Below are 18,213 nucleotides of genomic sequence, written 5' to 3' on the forward strand. Positions count from 1 at the left end.
TACTAAAACAGCATGAGGATTTTTGGTATGGATTTGGCGTTTCTTAAAGTTTATTTACATGCAGGGAAAACTATGTTATTAACCAGCCAAGCAGAAGATGGAGGGATTTATGACCCTTTGGTTAAGTCAGGATTTATATATTTATGAGTTAATAAAAGAGCGCTGATAAGCGGGAAACTGAGCAGGCTGCTGCAGAGTTTCCGCGAAGAGAGCATAACGAACAAACAAGATTCGTAATTCAAGAACAATAGAGTTCGAGTGGCTGGAAAAGCTGTTAAAGGGGGGGAGCAGAAAATTTATAGGGGGAAACTAATTAATATTTCTTTGACTCTTTGCGATTTTTTAATTTTTAGCATCAGATTCAGGCTGCAAACGGTCTCTGCCAAGTTGGATCGCATTCAAAAAAGCCTTCCCTGGTGGGGGTATTCTATCGCAGCTAATCCAGTATTTGTGAAGGCTATAGCCGGGATTGGCATATATTTTTGGCAAAGAAAAAGAGCATGCAAGGGATTGCCTTACATGCTCTTTTATTAAAATGACTGTGCTCGTTCTTTTGCTTCTTGAATGGCTTTTTCCTTAATTTCCGAAGCGCGGTCTGGGTATTGGTTATGCCCTTCAACAAAAATTCCCTCAAAAGATGGGATGCCAAAAAATTGCATGATAATGGAAAGATAACGATGGCCCATTTCCATTTCAGCTGCGGGGCCTTCGGAGTAAATTCCACCCCGCGCCTGAATATGCAGGGCTTTCTTCTCTGTCAGCAGGCCAACCGGTCCCTGTTCAGTATATTTAAATGTTTTTCCGGCCACACAGATTGAATCTATGTATGCTTTCATAACCGGAGGAAAAGAGAAATTCCACAGCGGTGTTACGAAAACGTATTTATCCGCAGAAATGAATTGTTCTACCAGCTCTGAAAGCCGTCCTACTTTTGATTTTTCTTCAGCGGAAAGTTCGTCAAATGCAGTTCCGGACCGGAGCTTGCCCCACCCGCTAAAAACATCCGTATCAATATGAGGGATGTTTTCTGTGTATAAATCAAGATGGATGACCTCATCATCAGAATTACTTTCTCTATATGATTCTATAAATGCTTTTCCTGCCGCCATGCTGAAAGACTGCCTTTCATCATGAGGATGGGCGGTAATATAAAGTAAAGTTGCCATGTGATTTAATTCCTGCCTTTCTTTTATTGAAGGATAACTCCTCTTTATTCTGCTTTAATTCCTTAATGCTATTCATCATAAACCTGTATTTCTAAAAGATAGGTTAATCTCATTGTAGAGGTCCTGTTTAAAATGTGTTTATATACACTGGAGAGCCATTCAACAATACTGAGTTAGTTGAATTAACCCTCATGAGTTAGAGATTAACCATTTCCATTAAGTGAATTGAATTTATTATTCGGTTAATTGACGCAGTCAGCGTAAACCAGGAAAGCTTCTAAGGTCATTATGAGGGTATTCGTATTTAGACGGGGTAAATTGAAGTTAGAAAAATACACTGACAACTAAATCTGTCAGTGTATTTACCTAAATTCTCGTGATTATTTTTTGTTAGAAGGATCTTGTTCATCGGCAAATTCCGTTCCATATGCAAGCTTTGGATTGATACGAAGCTGTCTTCTTTCATTTGGCTGTCCAGCCGTGCTTAGGAAATATCTGTGAATTAGAATCTCAGCAAAAGTAAAGATTCCGGCAGAGATGATGCTTCCCCATGCAATCTGAAGATAATGATCCAGGAGTATTCCGCCAAAAATCCAAACAGCTAAATAGGTTAAAGTGAACTCAATAATTAAGGTATTGGTCTGGCCAAGCCGAGGAAGGGCGATTTTGTCTCCCAGCAAATAAGTAATTAAGGCAGTAACGATACTAAAAGAAACAATATCTGCTATCGTAGCGTCAAAAAATAAATCCAGTCCAATGGTAAATGCAATCAAACAAGCTATGAATTTAATAAGTAAAATTGAGAGCGTTTTCAAAATTTTACCCTCCTTTTTTCTACTTAGTTTTAACATGTATAAGAAATTCATACCTTTATAAAGGCGATTATTAAATGCAGTTGCTTAATTTTCAAAATATGGTAAAGTTCATATTGGGAATTTTCAAAATACTTTATATAGTTTTAGCTTAAAAAAGATTTTTGAAGCAAAACTTTAGTGCTTGCAGTGAGGAGATACTATGAGTTCATTACAGACAAAGCAGATGGAAAGGGAATTTACCTTCATTCAGCCATTTAAAAAATCACGGCATTTTTCAGCATTATTTTTTGGACAGTTTTTTTCATTATTAGGGAGCTCGATTACCAATGTGATACTTCCCGTCGTTGTGCTCCAGCTTTCAAATTCGACTGCAAAAATGGGAATGGTCATGGCACTTTATATGCTCCCATTCATCTTGCTGCTGCCTTTCTCAGGCGTTTTGGTAGATAAAATGAATAAGATTCACATTATGCTCACAGTGGATCTTGTCCGATTTCTTTTAATGGCTATTTTAGCAATTCTCGCGTTCTATGATGGACTAAACATGATGTATTTATTTATTTTTATGTTTTTATTAGGCTTTATGGATAGCTTTTTCCAGCCTGCCTATTCATCTGTCAGAGCCAAGGTTTTTACACAGGATATTCGAAATGCGGCTAACTCTATCACTCAAATTAGTATGCAGGGATTAAAGATATTCGGTCCTATATTAGGCGGATTGCTTATAACATCTGTGTCTGCAGCCTGGGGATTTGGAATCGATGCATTAACCTATATCATTTCATTATTTTTCTTACTGAGCCTTCGCTCTATCACTTTCCAAACTGCAAATGCTTCCGTCCGGAAAGATCTCTCGATAAAGCAAGATTTTTTAGAAGGAATCGTTGTACTAAAGGAACAATCGTGGTTATGGATTACCATTCTGGCAATTTCGTTTATCAACATTTTTACAGGAGGAATTATAAGAATATTAATTCCATGGCTTATTAATGTGTACCATCAATTTGAACCTGTCGTTTATGGACTAGTTTTATCTGCCTCCGGTGCTGGTGCTATTGTGTGCGGTATTATCTTTGGCCTTAGAAAAGAATGGAGCAGAAGGGGGATTCTAGCATATGGAGGGGTAGCTGTGAGCGGTATATCGCTTCTGCTGACTCCTTTTGCCTCAAATGTTCCTATATTAATGGTGTGTATGTTTGTAAATGGAGCAGGAATGATGCTGTTCGGTCTAATCTGGGAAACCAGTCTTCAAGAGCTTGTACCAGAAGAGAAATTCGGCCGAGTGGCCAGCCTGGATATGCTCGGCTCTTTTGCCTTGCTTCCGCTGGGGTATCTTCTTACCGGCTGGATCGCAGAAGCTGCAGGCCGAAATACACACTCTCGTTATTTCAAGTATTATCATCATTTTAGTATCAGTAGCGGTAATGTTTAATAAAGGCATTCGAAGTTTCAATTAAGCCAAAAAGAAAGTTACCGCATATATAGAAAGAGAGAAAAGGTGTAAATGAATAAACAAAAAATAAAAGTAAAAGATAGTGAAATTACATACTATGAATGGGGTAATATAGAAAAACCACCCATTATTTGTATTCATGGAATGGCGGGAAATGCTTTATATAGCTTTAGTGAATTAGCTGGCTGCTTAGCAAAAGACTTCCACGTAATTGCTTTTGATAATCCAGGTCATGGCGAAACATCTTCATTCACTAGTGAGGAGGAATACTCTTTTTCGCATCTTGCCAATTGGTATCATGAAGTTTTTCATCTTGTCCTTGATACACCATTTTATCTGCTTGGCCATTCCTGGGGGGCGGATATTGTGCTGCATTATTCTAAATACCATCCTGAACATGTAAAAGGCCTCATATTACTAGATGGCGGCTTTACTTTTCCTCAAAATCAGGACATGACTTTCAGTGAGGTTTATGCTGGATGGGGAGAGTATATCGAAGGGGCAAAATACCTCACACTGATTGAGGCTTATAAAGAATTTAGGGGATACACTAATCATTGGAGCAACCAGAAGGAACAAGCTGTTTCAACTATTTTTAAGAAGAATCAACAAAACCAGTATGAGCTTATAACTTCAAAATTTACGGCACTTTCGATAATAAAAGCTTTCTTTAATGAGCCTTTTGCAGATACCTACCCATATATTAAAGCGCCAGTATTGTTAATTCATGCTGTGATTCCAAAGGAGCTGGACGAGGCAAGGAAAAGGGGAATATCACAAATGCAAAATCATATTCAGGAAGTAACGGTAGTACGAATGGATAATACCCATCACAATGTCCAATGGGATGAACCCGAACTTATCTCAAAAGAAATTAACATATGGTCGAAAAAGGGTGTTTACTAGCCATAACACAGTCATGTTAAACAGCCAAACTGCATCAGATTAAAAAAACGATGATATGAGCAAGAATTTTTTCAGGAAATGTTTTAATTTAGTGAAAGCTGGATATAATACATAGGCAAGGAAATTGCAAATTTTATATAGTTATATGTAGGAGGCAACAAAAAATGGAACGTGGTAAAGTAAAATGGTTTAACAGTGAAAAAGGATTTGGATTTATTGAGCGTGAAGGTGGAGAGGATGTATTTGTACATTTCTCAGCTATTCAAGGCGAGGGGTACAAATCATTAGATGAAGGCCAGGAAGTAACATTTGATGTTGAACAAGGCCAACGCGGACCGCAGGCTACAAACGTACAAAAAGCTTAAGCGGTTTTTATAAACAGACTCTGCAAAGGAGTCTGTTTTTATTTTTTTTCTAAACAAAGGGATCTTGGTTATTAAAACGAAGATCCCTTTTTATATGCCAGTCTTTGGCATCGTACTAAATATAGTAATCGAACCGGCCCTCCATGTTGACTGAGCTTTTAAACCCACAAGAATAATTGAAAATTAAGCAAGTACACAGTGCTAAGTATACTGGTACCGAAAAAGCCATAATTTTCACTAATCACACTAAATATAAATCGGAATTTTTTGAAGCGTCCAATTATCCTTAACAACATGAGATTAACGCAGCTGAGTGAGTGATGGACAAAAAACTTAGTCTGCATATATAAACCGCACTAAAATTTTCTAATAACAGATTTATTGTATTCGTTACATAAATGTTAAGCTGCATTTAGCAAGAACCACTTTAAATGGAATGGGAGCTATAGCAATGAAGACTGTGGAATTAAAAACCGACCAAGAATTTAAGCAGGCATTTCCATTAATGAATCAGTTATGTGATCATTTAAATGAACAAGAGTATTTTGATTTATTAGGCAGGATGAGAAAGGAAGGATACCGTCTTTTTTCTCTAATGAACAAAGAAAACCAGATGTTAGCACTAGCAGGAATCTATATTCACATTGACTTCTTTAATGGAAAATATATATGGGTGTCGGAATTGGTTACTTCGATGGAAGCAAGATCGGGTGGCTACGGCAAACTTTTAATAGAGGATATTGAAGCTTTTGGAAAAAAAGAAAATTGCCAGAAAGTCATTTTGTATTCGGGTCTTTCTAGGGATAGAGCCCATCATTTTTGGGAAAACCATATGGATTTTGAAAGAAGAGGAATAGTATTTAAAAAACAACTATAAACAGCACCCTCCATTCCTTATTAATGAAGTTGAGAACAGTTCGAACATACTTATATCACAAGATAGAGTGGTTGTTAAAAAAGAAGATGGTTTTTAGCTTATAAAAGCAAAAAACCATCTTCTTTTTATAATTTCAGCTGTATAACAAGGTGAAATATGATATGGATAAAGAATGGGCGCAGATAGGGTCCATTTTTATAAGATATGCTTAAGTTCTTGGAGTTTATGCTCAAGTTTTAAAGATTTATGCTTCTCTTTTTAACTTTTATGTTTAAGTTTTTAATATTTTTGCTTATCATAGAAATTTTATGCTTAAGCTTTTCAGTGTATGCTTTTCCTTCACGCACATACCCGCTATCAAATGGATACCGACAAGGGAAGTGGCAAAATGCATAGGACTAGAACTCCTTATTTTTTCTCCATAAACTCAAACAAAAATGATTCGCCATCTTTGTAAAAACGAGGATCATAAATTCCGAGTTTTTCTTTAGTGTCCACCATCACCACAAAAGGAGACCACTGGTAAAGGGTACGAGCTTTTGGGTTTTGTTTAAAAAGGGTCTTTAAAGCAGCGGAATTTTCACTGGATTTAAGCCTGTACTGGAGGGCTGGTTTCGTTATTAGAGAGTCTTTAATAATGTCCACTGTTTCTCCATTTTTGCCAATCACAGAAAAATGCCACGGAACAAAGCTTGCTGACAGAGCTACATGATCGTATCCCGGTTTATATTGATTATAAAGAATATATCCTTGTGCGGATTGAATAAAAATATGCAGACATATCACAATCCAGGCGGTTCGGTAGATTGCCTTTTCCTTTAATGAGCTTTGTGTTTTCGAAACGATAAAGGAAATTAAAAAGATAAACCAGATAACAAAGTCTATTATGGAAACAGTACCGAGAGTCAGTCTTTCACTGGTGAATGGTTCCAAATATCCGGTTCCCCAGGCATTAAAAACATCACTTGTATCGTGAATGAAAACTCCAATTAAGGCAGTATAAAATAATTTGACATCTTTTACTTTAAAAAATATCCAGCTTAATATATAAAACAGCAAGGCCCAAAAGGGTACAAGAAAAACGGAGTGAGTGATACCCCTATGCCACATTTGATAGTAACCTGCAGTATCCCATAATTGCGATATAACATCACTGTCCGGAATCTGGCTCGCTCCTATAGCAGTAAATAAAAGAGCGTATTTTTCTTTTTTATTCATCCTTTCTTTATTAGAGGCTTTATAGAGACCTGCGCCAAATAGAGTATGTGTAATAGTGTCCATCATTTACCAGCCTTCCCCAAAAAGTATATATGATTTACCATTATTCCGCTTAACATTAACAAAAGTAAAGCTTAAAGAGTACTATCTTAAATCGTAAAAACTTTCTTATTGCCGTCAAGGGTGGTATAGTTCATGAGAGGAAGCCCTGTAAAGGGTCTGACAGCACTAATGAGAAGTTAAAAAACAATTTTAAATATATGCGAGGAATTAAGAATGCTGAATCAAAATAAAAGTGAGCTTGAACTATTAAAAGATGAGATCATGCAGCTGAAAAGCATAGTAGAAGGGTATAAAGATATTATTGAAGAAACATCTGCACCTTTTATTCCTTCTATTATACCTAGAACTTTTCTAGTGCCTATTGCCGGTACGCTTTCTGCCGAACGTCTTGAAACCATTGTTGATAAAATTGTAAAAGACTCATCCATTCCGGATATAGATAATGTAATTGTAGATGTTTCAGGAATCAGCAAACAGCATCTTAGCGGTCTGAGTATGAATTCTTTCGGAAACTACATAAACAAATTAAAACAAACATTAACCTTAATGGGAATTGAAACGTATTTCGTCGGCATATCTCCAGATTTGGCCCGGGAAGCCAGCTTCTTGGAAAAATCCTTCCTGGCTGATCTAAAATCATTTCTAAGTTTCAAAGAGGCCTTAAAGCATTTAATGAAAAAAGAGGGATATGTACTTCAAAGGGTGGGTAAATAACAATCGCTTTCTTGTCGCAGAAGTGTTACTGAATAAAATATATCCGCAGAAGTATGTGGAAAGCAAACAGCAGCGGGGTGTACAGCATGGAAAACTGGATAACAGAGTTTATGAATCAGTATGGGTACTTTGGGATTTTTCTCCTGATTGCACTTGAAAATCTATTCCCTCCTATACCTTCAGAGGTCATTTTGACCTTTGGAGGATTTATGACAACGACTTCTAGTATGAGTATTATAGGAGTAATTTTTACTTCGACCATTGGCTCAGTGGCTGGAGCAGCAGCCTTATATGGAGTTGGATATCTTCTAAAAGAGGAGCGTTTAGAATCTATTATCAGCAGATGGGGCCGCTTATTGAGGCTGAATGCCGATGACATCCATAAGGCATATAGGTGGTTTGAAAAATATGGGGCTTGGACGGTGTTTTTCTGCCGTCTGATTCCTCTTATTAGAAGCTTAATTTCGATTCCAGCAGGGATGTCGAAAATGAACTTTTGGCTGTTTCTATTATTAACGACTGCAGGAACGCTTATTTGGAATACAATCCTCGTTAATGTGGGAGCGGCGTTCGGTTCTTCGTGGGAAGACATTGTAGGGTATATGGATATTTACTCAAACATTATTTACCTGACATTAGCTGTACTGGTTATAGTATTTGTTATAGTTTTTATTAAAAAAAGAAGTAAATAATCTAATGGGGCAATAAGGGAGGCATATCCTATGATTCCAACGAATATTGAACTTGCACAAAGACAGTTAAATGCCTATAACAGACAAGATATAGAAGCTTTTCTCAGTGTGTATAGTTCAAGCGTAGAGATTAGGGAGTTTCCTTCAAATAATCTTATTTACACTGGTATTGAAAAAATGCGGGAAGTATATACGAAGTTATTTGAAGCTAATCCAGAACAGCATGCCGAGTTAAAAGCGAGGACAGTACATCTAAATATAGTTATTGACCATGAATATATTACAGGAAGATCAAATGGAATTGATTCAGAAGCAGTTGCAATGTACGAAGTCAGCGAAGGTACCATTTCGCGGGTCTGGTTTATTAAGTAGGAAGATTTGGGTTTAAGTCAATGTGATCATTCAGAAAAGAAGGCTGCTAAAACAGCCTTTTTTTATACAATCATACAGCACATCTGCAAATTTTGTGATATTTGTTTTTATATTCCAAGTATGTTTCTATGTTATAATAACTCAGGTAAACAAAACGTTAGAGTAAAAAACTCTCCCAGGGGTTGCGGAGAGTCTTTTTACCTGTGTAATAAATTCATCTATAGATTTTCTTTAAACCAATCTTGATAAAACTCAACAAAATAGTGAGGCAAAAACTTCCTCATAATTGTTAAAACAAAATATAGAACGAAAGATTCCATCTTTTAATAGATTTACATAAGGAGCCTTTTTTAATGGAAGCGGTCACAAGTACATATCAAGGTTCTATTGTCTTTCTCTCTATTTTGATTGCTGTTATTGCGTCTTATGCGGCGTTAGACATCGGTATTCAAATTAATAAAGCAAGAAAACAAGCACGTTTTATATGGTTGTGTACTGGATCATTTATCATGGGTATGGGAATCTGGGCCATGCATTTTATTTCGATGCTTGCTTACCATTTATCTATACCAGTCACATACAATATACCATTAGTAATGATTTCAATTTGCCCAGCCATTTTCTCTTCTGGTCTAGCATTTTATATTTTAACAAGGCCAGCTAAGGGTTTATCACGTTTTATGCTAGGTGCCCTTTTTATTTCAGCAGGAATTGTGATTATGCACTATACAGGAATGGAAGCTATGCAGATGGAAGCTAGTGTTGAGTACAATCTCGTTTTATGGATTCTCTCTGCCATTATTGCATTTATTGCTTCATTAGCGGCGTTATTTTTAATGTTTTTTGTAAGCCGGAATTCCGGCACACCACGATTGTGGCGGTGGAAAGCAGGCAGTGCCCTAACCATGGGAGGAGCTGTAGCAGGCATGCATTTTACAGGGATGTCCGCAGCAAGGTTTAAACCTCACCATCATGGTGGCTTATCAGGAATTACCGTCGACAACACCTTTTTAGCCTATTCGATTGGAATTGGGATGCTAATCATTTTAGGATTGGTTTTCATAAGTATATTTGTAGATAAACAGTTTGAGTCTCAATCTATAAAGTCGGAAAGTAAGTTTCGCTCGGTAATAGAGTCAGCGAATGATGCAATTATATTAGCCGATCGTCAGGGTGCCATTATTTCATGGAATAAAGGTGCAGAGGAGATTTTTGGGTATCACGAAAAAGAAGCCTTAGGAAGACAACTGCAGCTAATTATTCCGGAGAAATATAGAGAGGCTCACCAAAAAGGAATGGAACGATTCCTTTCTTCTGGAGAACCTCAGGTTATTGGAAAGACAGTTGAATTACAAGGCCTGAGGAAGGGCGGGAATGAGTTTCCAATAGAACTGTCCATTGCTTCCTGGGTAGAAGAAGGAAAAATATATTTCAGCAGTATTATCCGAGACATTACAGAAAGAAAACAAGCAGAAGATAGAATTAATCATATGGTGTATCGAGACCCTTTAACAGGTCTTCCAAATCGTCTTTTATTAAATGACCGTCTTAAACAGGCATTAGATCAAGCAAATGAGAGTAAGCAGACCCTTGGTGTTTTGTTTATTGATTTGGATCGTTTTAAGTACATAAATGATACTTTAGGGCATACCATAGGAGATCAATTATTAATCGAAGTTGCGAAGAGAATAAAAGCAGGTGTGGGTGATATAGATACAGTCAGCCGGCAGGGTGGAGATGAGTTTATTGTAATCCTTCCACATACTACCTATGATAATGTCAGTGAAACCGCTCAAAGGATAGTAGATTTATTTAATCATTCCATTGTGTTATCTGAACATGAATTGTTTGTAACACCATCAATAGGAATTTCTTTGTATCCTTTTGATGGAAATGATATTGAAACCTTGATAAAAAATGCAGATACAGCGATGTACCGAGTGAAAGAACAGGGGAAAAATAACTTTCAGTTTTATACATCGGAAATGAATGAAATGATTTCTAAAAAAATGAAGCTTGAGATCGGGCTGAGAAAAGCGTTAGAGAGAAATGAATTTAAGGTAGTTTACCAGCCTCAAGTGGATGTATGTACGGGAAAAGTTATTGGTGCTGAAGCTCTCATTCGATGGCATCATCCAGAGATGGGGAATATTTCACCGGCAGAATTTATCCCTATCGCAGAAGAAACGGGATTAATCCTTCCAATTGGGGATTGGGTGCTCTATGAGGCGTGCCATCAAAGTAAGCAGTGGCATAAAGAGGGCTGTCCGCCATTACGAATAGCGGTGAATATCTCATCCCGCCAATTCCAGCAACATCATTTTATTGGCACGGTAACTAAAATACTAAAGAAAACAGGAGTTGCTCCCAGTCATCTAGAGTTTGAGCTCACAGAAAGTATCATCCAGGATTCGAAACACGCCATATCAACGATGCAGCAATTAAAAGATATGGGGATTTCTTTATCTATTGACGATTTTGGAACTGGTTACTCCTCATTAAGTTATTTAAAAACCTTCCCTATCGATACATTAAAAATTGATCAATCCTTCATTCGGAATATATTCACTGATCCAAAGGATGCTTCACTCGTGAGCACTATTATCAATATGGCTCATAATTTGGATTTAAAAGTGATTGCAGAAGGAGTTGAGACTTTAGAACAACTCAATTTTCTAAAACAAAGAAGATGCAACGAAGCACAAGGGTATTTTTTTAGCAGGCCGATATCTGCCGAAGAAATGAGAGGCATATTTCAAAATCAATCTATAACAATGGAATAAATTTATCGATGAAAGGATTTACTCCTTTGTGATAGAGCAAATCTAATTTCTAAAAAATAAATAATGTAACGCCAGATGTTTTAATTTATATTAATATATTGGAAGGATAAAGGAAGCAGTATTAATCATAATGTTTTTGAAAAAAATAGTTACAAATTGTGATTGTATAGCCGGCCTCCCTCTGATCGTGAAGCGGGTTCAAAACTTAAAGGCAGCCTTAATAAATTTAATCCATAATAGCCTATGTAGTATATAAAAGGAGTCTATAATTTTTATGAATTAAAGATCTTCGAGGTGTAGGGAGAGTTCATATACCGGGTATAACCAAGGGAAGCAAAAACAAAGTACCTAATAGATGGTGCCCGATATACAAACACCCGAAAGATAAAGGAGTATGAATGTACTAATGATACGAGATTTGAAATACATAGGTGAAAAAATAATTGAAAACTCGCAGATATTAGCCAAAACCGTTGCTGATATTAGAATCACTGACATTGAGAGTGGGAACAAAGAACGACTTAGTTCCTTAATTCATGTTGATTATAGAACGAAAGTATTCGAATACCTTGGTGAAGCTTTGTTTACTGATGGTATGGAGACTCTTCGAACAAAAGTTAGTGAGTGGAGCAGACAGGCAGCTGAAATTGCGATACATTCTGAGTTTTCAATCAGTGATGCCATCAGGATAACTGGAACATACCGTACGGTAATATGGGAGGTTTTCACTGAAGAGCTGCAGAAGCGCCAATTAACGGTATTTCATATGCTGGAAGTATCAAAAATCATAGATCCTTTACTCGACAGAATCGGTGCAGTGATAGGAGAAGTATACGAGGAACATAACAATAAGCTGATGAGTATTGCCTATTCTGCCTTAGAAGAATTATCTGTACCAGTTGTACCTGTGGCTGAGGGTGTAGCCATTATTCCTCTTGTAGGTTCAATTGATACAGATCGGGCTAAACTAATCATGGAAGTTTCATTAACAGAAGGTTCCAGGCTGCATTTCAAGCACATCATCCTGGATGTATCTGGAGTACCTATAATTGATACTATGGTAGCTGACCAATTATTTCATATCGTTTCAGCCTTAAAACTTACAGGTGTTGAAACTTATTTAACTGGGATACGGCCTGAAATCGCCCAGACTATTATTAGTCTTGGCTTGAATTTTTCCGAAATCAAAACAAGGGCAAATATGAAGCAGGCTCTAAATGAAATTGTTTTTATGAAAAAGAAGGAAGCTTAATGGGTAATACGATCCTTTAGTGGGGTCGTATTTTTGTTTATTATAAGGCTTAAAAATGAGAGTTTACAGATAATCAGTTTTAGGAGGGGTTTTATGGCTATTCAAAATGAGGATGATCTTATAAATGCAGTTAGGAACGATTAATGGATGGTAGATATACTTCATACCTTTTAAGAATTTAAAAAATTGCACGTGACAAAAGTTACTTTAGCGAAAGATGTTCCGGATTAAAGAACAGCCCCTGAAATGAATAAATATGATTTCAAAGAATTTAAAGGATTTTCTTTTCTGGAGGAGAATTTTTAAATAGAAATCGAAAGTGAAGGGGCAATCTAAATGGGTTACATTATGGATTTGAGAAAGCTTGTTGGCAGCCGGCCCTTAATAATGGTTGGGGCTGGAGTTATCCTGCTGGACCAGGAAAACAGGATTCTTCTGCAGCTAAGAACGGATAATAACCATTGGGGATTAACTGGCGGCTCTTTAGAGCTCGGGGAAACATTTGAAGAGGCTGCAGCTAGAGAATTAAAAGAAGAGACTGGGTTAATAGCAAAAAGTCTAACCTTGTTTAATCTTTTTTCCGGAAAAGAATTTCATTATATATATCCGAATGGTGACGAGGTATATAATGTTGTCTCTTCTTATATTTGCAAGGATTGGGAGGGTGAATTAAAGATCGATCATGAGGAAGTAAAAGAGCTGCGTTTCTTTTCTCCAGACAGTCTGCCTGAACACATAAATCCAGCAGATTTGCCGATATTAAATGAATTTATTAAAACTTATTTATCAAAAGAAGTTCAACATGCACTATAGGGTCCATGGTGATGCGTGAAGATTTAAATGAAGGGAAGGACAGACTATTTTTTAATCTGTCCTTTTTTGCCTGAAAAGGGCTTCGCCTTTTTATCATGCCAATGAAGACGTTAGAGTATTATACGTGCAATGCCTCTGTACCAGTATTGATGTTCTTCTCCCTGCCTAAGCCGCCAATAATACGTGCCATAGCACAACGTATTTTAAAGAAACTCCTTAAAAACTTTCTTATACAACAGAAACTATATGGATGGACATGCAAAATCGAATAGAAATTCTCTAAACTTTTAAGGAGAGTAAAAGCATAACTTATTAAAGCATTTAGGCAGATATTATAACACCCCTGCCGGTTTAATCGCAGAGGAAACTCTGCAAGCGTAAAATAGAAAAAAATAAGCCTTCTGAGGGGCTTTAGAGTGAGTCACAAATAGGAGACAATAGATCCTAAAAAGCGTCCAGTTATTGTGATTAATAAAAATGCAACTTACTTACAGTGCTGTCAAAGTACATATTAAAAGCAGGAAGAAAATAACTTACACGATCCACCCGGGGAAATATCCGATATTTTAGATCTGGTTAGTAGTTGCTCACCTATAAAATAGAAAACACAGCATAAAGACCCTTGAATCTAATAAAAGGGTTTTATGTTGTGAGGAGGTTTGTAACGCTGGTCATAATGGAAGTATTCCTAATGAAAAATTCTAAAAAAAAGCGTGTTAATCTCATTTATCCAGGCTGTTGTCAGGTGTTAACTCTGTATTTTCTTTAGAACTTCTTCAACCTTATAAGTTAATATATCATACTTATCTTCAAACATATTGAGCAATTTCATCAATTCACTTTCTCGTTCATCAGCCCTTTTTTCTAATTTTTCCATGTCCTCTGAATGCCTTTTTTCCATTTTCTCCATTTCAGAGTTATATCTGCTCTCCATTTCCTTCATTTCTTGTTTGAACTCCTGCTTGATTTTTGGAATTGTCCAAATCAGAAGATAAAGGAAAAGAGCAAGAAAAATACCTTCTTTCGCATAGTCGAACAACAGTTGGTCCATTCTCTACTTTCCCCTTATTGTCATTTTTAAAATCTCTTACTATCATATGAAGATGCGAGGCTGTTGCTTGTACGATCTAACTAGAGCTGATAAATAGAGAAATAGCTGTGTTTTACTTTTAGGTTTGTTAATGATTTAGAGAATACTATATATCTTATACGTTTTTTGGAAAAGGTGATACTATGACTCTAACGGACCCTCAGCTGCACGCTGACTGGTTAGCTCCACATACTTTCGAGTGGTATTCTCAGCTCGCAAAAATAGACGGAAAATATTCCTATACCTGGAATTCCTCGAAACCTGAGCCCAATAGAGAAACCGTTTTTACAGACAAAGTGTCTGAATTAATAACCATTCAAAAGGTTTTAGATGCTGGATGCAGCAGTTGCCCACTATCACACTTTCTAAATATATAGTCCAGGCCTTGTTTAAGGATCAATGAAAATAAATGATTGGATAAATTTACTAGTGACAAATTTCGACAAAACTCTACAATAGTAGTAAGGACAATTTTAATAGCTTTTAATTGTTTTCTTTTTACTCATGATGCGGCCAGTCTCCCTTCGAAATGACTCTGGCCGCATTTTTCTATTTATATTACATATATTTATCATTCTATAACCTGTTTTTTGTGTTAAAACAATAGCTTTTTTTTTTGCAGTCATGTATCTGAAAAGTAAGATGGCTTTGTGTATGGATACCCTATTAAATGTGCACCTCTTTTGTATCTGGTTTATACTGAATTTTCAGGGCAAAAAAAAAGGGTATGTAAACTTGTAAGCTGGTTTTTATCCGTTTTTCGCTGATGTATAAACATAACATTGGAAATAATGGTATATTAATGTAAGAATAAGCTGAAACATTAATGGAATGTACGATCATTTAAAAATTTCTTTGGAGAGTGATGACGTCAAGTGAGGTTAACCAAAAGCATCCCTAATATGTTTACTCTGGGAAATTTATTTTGTGGGTTTTTATCTGTTGGATTTGCTGCTAACGGACAATTTAACAATGCTGCAGTGTTAATTTTAATAGGAATGATGCTGGACAGTATGGACGGAAGATTAGCCAGAATGTTAAAAGCCGATAGTGCTTTAGGCAAAGAGTTAGACTCACTGGCAGATATTGTTACATTTGGTGTTGCGCCCTCATTTTTAGTCTATTATACATATTTTTTCCAATTCGAGCTGATCGGTTTGGCTATTGCAGGCTTGTTTCCGTTGTTCGGTGCCTACCGGCTTGCGAGGTTTAACATCAGTTCCGGTAAATCTTCAATCAATTATTTTATAGGAGTCCCGATTACGGCAGCAGGCGGTATACTGGCTATTCTCACTTTATTTGGAGATAAAATTCCTAATATAGTCACAACAGTGATATTTACTGGATTATGTTTTCTAATGGTCAGCAAAATAAGAATTCCAAGCCTTAAAGAAGTTCCGCTGCCGAAGTACGGAACGATTGTTACCTTTTTTCTTGGCTGTCTGTTATTCCTTCTATACAAAGGTACATACGGGCAGTCTCCTTATCTCATGTATATAGCAGCTCCATTATATATTGCTTATTTAGCCTACCGTTTTGTAAAAGGAAAGAACAATAAAGACATCGATTAATGCATAATTGGCAGTCGTTATTTATGTGTTTTAGCAGGGCTTTCCTTTGCCAGAGCTTATCAATATATAAAAGTAAACGAGAAAAAGGGATGCAGAGACATGCGTCCCTTTTTGTGTTATTTGTATATTGCTTCCAAAGGAAGGATGTTAATTTTTTTACCTAGAGCAGAAATTCAATAGCAGTACAATTGAGGTTGAATGTTTAAGCTGTGCATAAACAAGCGGTGTTAATGAGCCGGAAGGCGGGGTTTTTGTGGAAACGGCCTATTTCCATGCCGCCAGGATGTGCTTATCCAATAGAAGGACTAGTTATTTTAACTTCAAAACGCCATATTAAATCGTTCGATGAATTAACAGCGGAAGAAAGAAAAGATTATATCAATCTGTTATCAAAGATAGGAAAGGCTCAAAGAGAAGCTTTAGGGGAAAGAGTCTGTGTATTATATTTACAATGAAGATACTACACACCATTTTCCACACCTGGATGGTGCCGCGGTATGGATGGATTAGTTCGGACGTTCTGTAGAATCCTTGCGCCCGTTTTTGCTGCATGCCAGCAATCAGCGAAACAATGGAGAAAATAAAGAGAAAGTGATAAGAGCAATAGAACTATTAAAGAAAGAATTAAACTCTAAATAGGAGTGGGATGAGCATGATCTTATTTCAATCAGGTAAAATAACAGTTCGGACTTTACAATTAAAGGATAAAAATATGTTAGTGAAGTGGCTTTCGGATTTATCAGTATTAAAATATTATGAAGGCAGAGATAATCCGTTTGATTTAAATAAGGTATCCCAAAAATTTTACGGACGGTCAATTGAACATACCGGCTGCATAGTCGAATACAATAAAAAAGAAATTGGGTACATACAATTCTATCCTTTAAGTATTGATGCAAAAAATCAATTTGGTTATCAAGAACATGAAATTATCTTTGGAATGGATCAATTCATTGGGGAAACGGATTATTGGAATAAGGGGATAGGCAGGCTCCTTGTACAATCCATGGCAAACTTTCTAATAAAACATAAGAATGCATGCAGAATAGTTATGGATCCTCAAACATGGAATGCTAGAGCTATAAAATGCTATGAAAAAGCTGGATTTAAAAAGGTTAAGCTTCTCCCTAAAAATGAGCTTCATGAGGGAGAATACCGGGACTGCTGGCTCATTGAGTATACAGCTTAAGTCAATTCTTGATTAAAAGGAGGGAGCAGCTTACCTCTGATTAATTATTTGTGCTCATCTCCCTTTTATTTGCAGCCTGCAAAAACATGTAAATACTAAAAAGGCGTTAATCAGGATTACTGACTAACGCTCCACAAAGTAAAAGAATGTCATCGCAGATACTTCTTTGTACTCCTTCATTGTGACAATTTTTATATTCGTCAATCAAATGTCCAAGTTCTTTTAGAAAAATTAAACGCTCTTCTTCATCTACCATGAAATAGCTCCTTTGCATCGTCATTTCACCATGGTTGATAGGTTCACATTTTCCCCAAGGGTATACCGTTTTAATACTCTTGCAATTAGGAAGCTGAGGAAAACCATTTGGTTAGCTTGTTACTATTATATGCAGGCAGACATCTTTCATTCTATGAATTGGATTGTTTATACTTTTGCTCCATTTATAGAGGAGAAAATTTTTATGTTTATCGGCAAAAATTAGTCGTTTACATAATTTAACTTTTGTCCAGCCATAAAATACTGTCTTTATCGGTATAGTTAAACTGTAAATTACATAGAGATAGCATAAATTCCAAGAGGACAGAGCTTTTTATCTTCCATACCTCAGGCTAAAGTAGTAGATAAAAGAAAATCTTGCGGAGAATCTTCCTCTTGTTACTTAATTACTTATTGTTAGATTAAGAAAGGCCTCAGTGGATTTTAATTATTCGAACTTAAACTATTGATAAAATTAAATATATAGATGCTTTAGATAGAAAATTACAGTTTAATACGTTAAAACGAAGAGAACGCTAAAGGAAATCAGGAATGGAGAAAAAACATTTAAATAAGCTGCTGCGGCTTTTTTTTGTTGAATAATTTGGAAAAGGTGAAA

Annotated in this window: 17 protein-coding genes and 1 pseudogene; 13 read left to right on the top strand and 5 right to left on the bottom strand. The window is 36.3% G+C overall.

All coding sequences use genetic code 11. From position 1 onward, the window contains the following. Positions 1-530: 530 nt before the first annotated feature. Together JOC77_RS16065 and JOC77_RS16070 are read right to left on the bottom strand one after the other, a co-directional pair. Complete coding sequence (locus JOC77_RS16065) at positions 531-1,166, bottom strand: FMN-dependent NADH-azoreductase (RefSeq protein ID WP_204545070.1); 636 nt, start codon at positions 1,164-1,166, stop codon at positions 531-533. A gap of 380 nt (positions 1,167-1,546) precedes the next feature. Continuing rightward, on the bottom strand, positions 1,547-1,981 hold the full coding sequence (locus tag JOC77_RS16070) for a YndM family protein (RefSeq protein WP_204545073.1): 435 nt from the start codon (positions 1,979-1,981) through the stop codon (positions 1,547-1,549). Between the two features lie 199 nt (positions 1,982-2,180). On the opposite strand from JOC77_RS16070, the pseudogene JOC77_RS16075 reads away from it, so the two are divergent. The 4 genes and pseudogenes from JOC77_RS16075 to JOC77_RS16090 all read left to right on the top strand — a co-directional run bounded on the left by JOC77_RS16075 (position 2,181) and on the right by JOC77_RS16090 (position 5,582). Continuing rightward, positions 2,181-3,438: pseudogene (locus JOC77_RS16075) on the top strand (MFS transporter). A gap of 47 nt (positions 3,439-3,485) precedes the next feature. Next, positions 3,486-4,340, top strand: coding sequence for an alpha/beta fold hydrolase (locus JOC77_RS16080; RefSeq protein WP_204545076.1), 855 nt, complete (start codon positions 3,486-3,488; stop codon positions 4,338-4,340). 164 nt (positions 4,341-4,504) lie between these two features. Beyond that, positions 4,505-4,705, top strand: a complete 201-nt coding sequence (locus tag JOC77_RS16085) for a cold-shock protein (RefSeq protein ID WP_204545079.1) — start codon at positions 4,505-4,507, stop codon at positions 4,703-4,705. A gap of 451 nt (positions 4,706-5,156) precedes the next feature. Further along, entirely contained in the window at positions 5,157-5,582 is a 426-nt protein-coding gene (locus JOC77_RS16090) for a GNAT family N-acetyltransferase (protein WP_204545082.1), read from the top strand. Between the two features lie 408 nt (positions 5,583-5,990). Here the strand turns inward: JOC77_RS16090 and JOC77_RS16095 are convergent, their stop codons facing one another. Then, entirely contained in the window at positions 5,991-6,863 is an 873-nt protein-coding gene (locus JOC77_RS16095; protein ID WP_204545227.1) for a metal-dependent hydrolase, read from the bottom strand. Positions 6,864-7,076: 213 nt separating this feature from the next. Here JOC77_RS16095 and JOC77_RS16100 point away from each other — a divergent pair, with 213 nt between their 5' ends. From JOC77_RS16100 to JOC77_RS16125, 6 genes are all read left to right on the top strand, one after another. Next, positions 7,077-7,577 (top strand): STAS domain-containing protein, encoded by a 501-nt coding sequence (locus JOC77_RS16100; RefSeq protein ID WP_204545085.1) that lies wholly within the window; start codon positions 7,077-7,079, stop codon positions 7,575-7,577. Positions 7,578-7,663: 86 nt separating this feature from the next. Then, positions 7,664-8,269 carry a DedA family protein gene (locus tag JOC77_RS16105; RefSeq protein ID WP_204545088.1) on the top strand — a complete coding sequence of 202 codons (606 nt, stop codon included), beginning with the start codon at positions 7,664-7,666 and terminating at the stop codon, positions 8,267-8,269. A 30-nt stretch (positions 8,270-8,299) separates the two neighbouring features. Next, positions 8,300-8,641, top strand: a complete 342-nt coding sequence (locus JOC77_RS16110) for a nuclear transport factor 2 family protein (protein WP_204545090.1) — start codon at positions 8,300-8,302, stop codon at positions 8,639-8,641. Positions 8,642-8,994: 353 nt separating this feature from the next. Next, positions 8,995-11,424 carry a bifunctional diguanylate cyclase/phosphodiesterase gene (locus JOC77_RS16115; protein ID WP_204545092.1) on the top strand — a complete coding sequence of 810 codons (2,430 nt, stop codon included), beginning with the start codon at positions 8,995-8,997 and terminating at the stop codon, positions 11,422-11,424. Positions 11,425-11,818: 394 nt separating this feature from the next. Then, entirely contained in the window at positions 11,819-12,676 is an 858-nt protein-coding gene (locus tag JOC77_RS16120) for an STAS domain-containing protein (protein ID WP_239558832.1), read from the top strand. 336 nt (positions 12,677-13,012) lie between these two features. Continuing rightward, positions 13,013-13,489: an NUDIX hydrolase gene (locus tag JOC77_RS16125; protein WP_204545094.1), complete on the top strand. Its 477-nt coding sequence runs from the start codon at positions 13,013-13,015 to the stop codon at positions 13,487-13,489. 748 nt (positions 13,490-14,237) lie between these two features. On the opposite strand, the gene JOC77_RS16130 is transcribed toward JOC77_RS16125, so the two are convergent. Further along, positions 14,238-14,540, bottom strand: a complete 303-nt coding sequence (locus JOC77_RS16130; RefSeq protein WP_204545096.1) for a hypothetical protein — start codon at positions 14,538-14,540, stop codon at positions 14,238-14,240. 914 nt (positions 14,541-15,454) lie between these two features. Between JOC77_RS16130 and pssA the strand changes: the two genes are divergently transcribed. The 3 genes from pssA (at position 15,455) to JOC77_RS16145 (ending at position 17,339) form a co-directional block, all read left to right on the top strand. After that, positions 15,455-16,150 (top strand): CDP-diacylglycerol--serine O-phosphatidyltransferase, encoded by a 696-nt coding sequence (gene pssA / locus JOC77_RS16135; RefSeq protein WP_204545098.1) that lies wholly within the window; start codon positions 15,455-15,457, stop codon positions 16,148-16,150. Positions 16,151-16,401: 251 nt separating this feature from the next. Next, positions 16,402-16,605, top strand: a complete 204-nt coding sequence (locus JOC77_RS21750; protein WP_338047238.1) for an HIT family protein — start codon at positions 16,402-16,404, stop codon at positions 16,603-16,605. A gap of 197 nt (positions 16,606-16,802) precedes the next feature. Next, entirely contained in the window at positions 16,803-17,339 is a 537-nt protein-coding gene (locus JOC77_RS16145) for a GNAT family N-acetyltransferase (protein ID WP_239558833.1), read from the top strand. A gap of 106 nt (positions 17,340-17,445) precedes the next feature. Here the strand turns inward: JOC77_RS16145 and JOC77_RS16150 are convergent, their stop codons facing one another. Beyond that, positions 17,446-17,595: a hypothetical protein gene (locus JOC77_RS16150; RefSeq protein WP_204545100.1), complete on the bottom strand. Its 150-nt coding sequence runs from the start codon at positions 17,593-17,595 to the stop codon at positions 17,446-17,448. Positions 17,596-18,213: the final 618 nt, after the last annotated feature.

Origin of the sequence: Peribacillus deserti, assembly GCF_016909175.1 — a bacterium.
GTDB lineage: Bacteria > Bacillota > Bacilli > Bacillales > DSM-1321 > Paraperibacillus > Paraperibacillus deserti.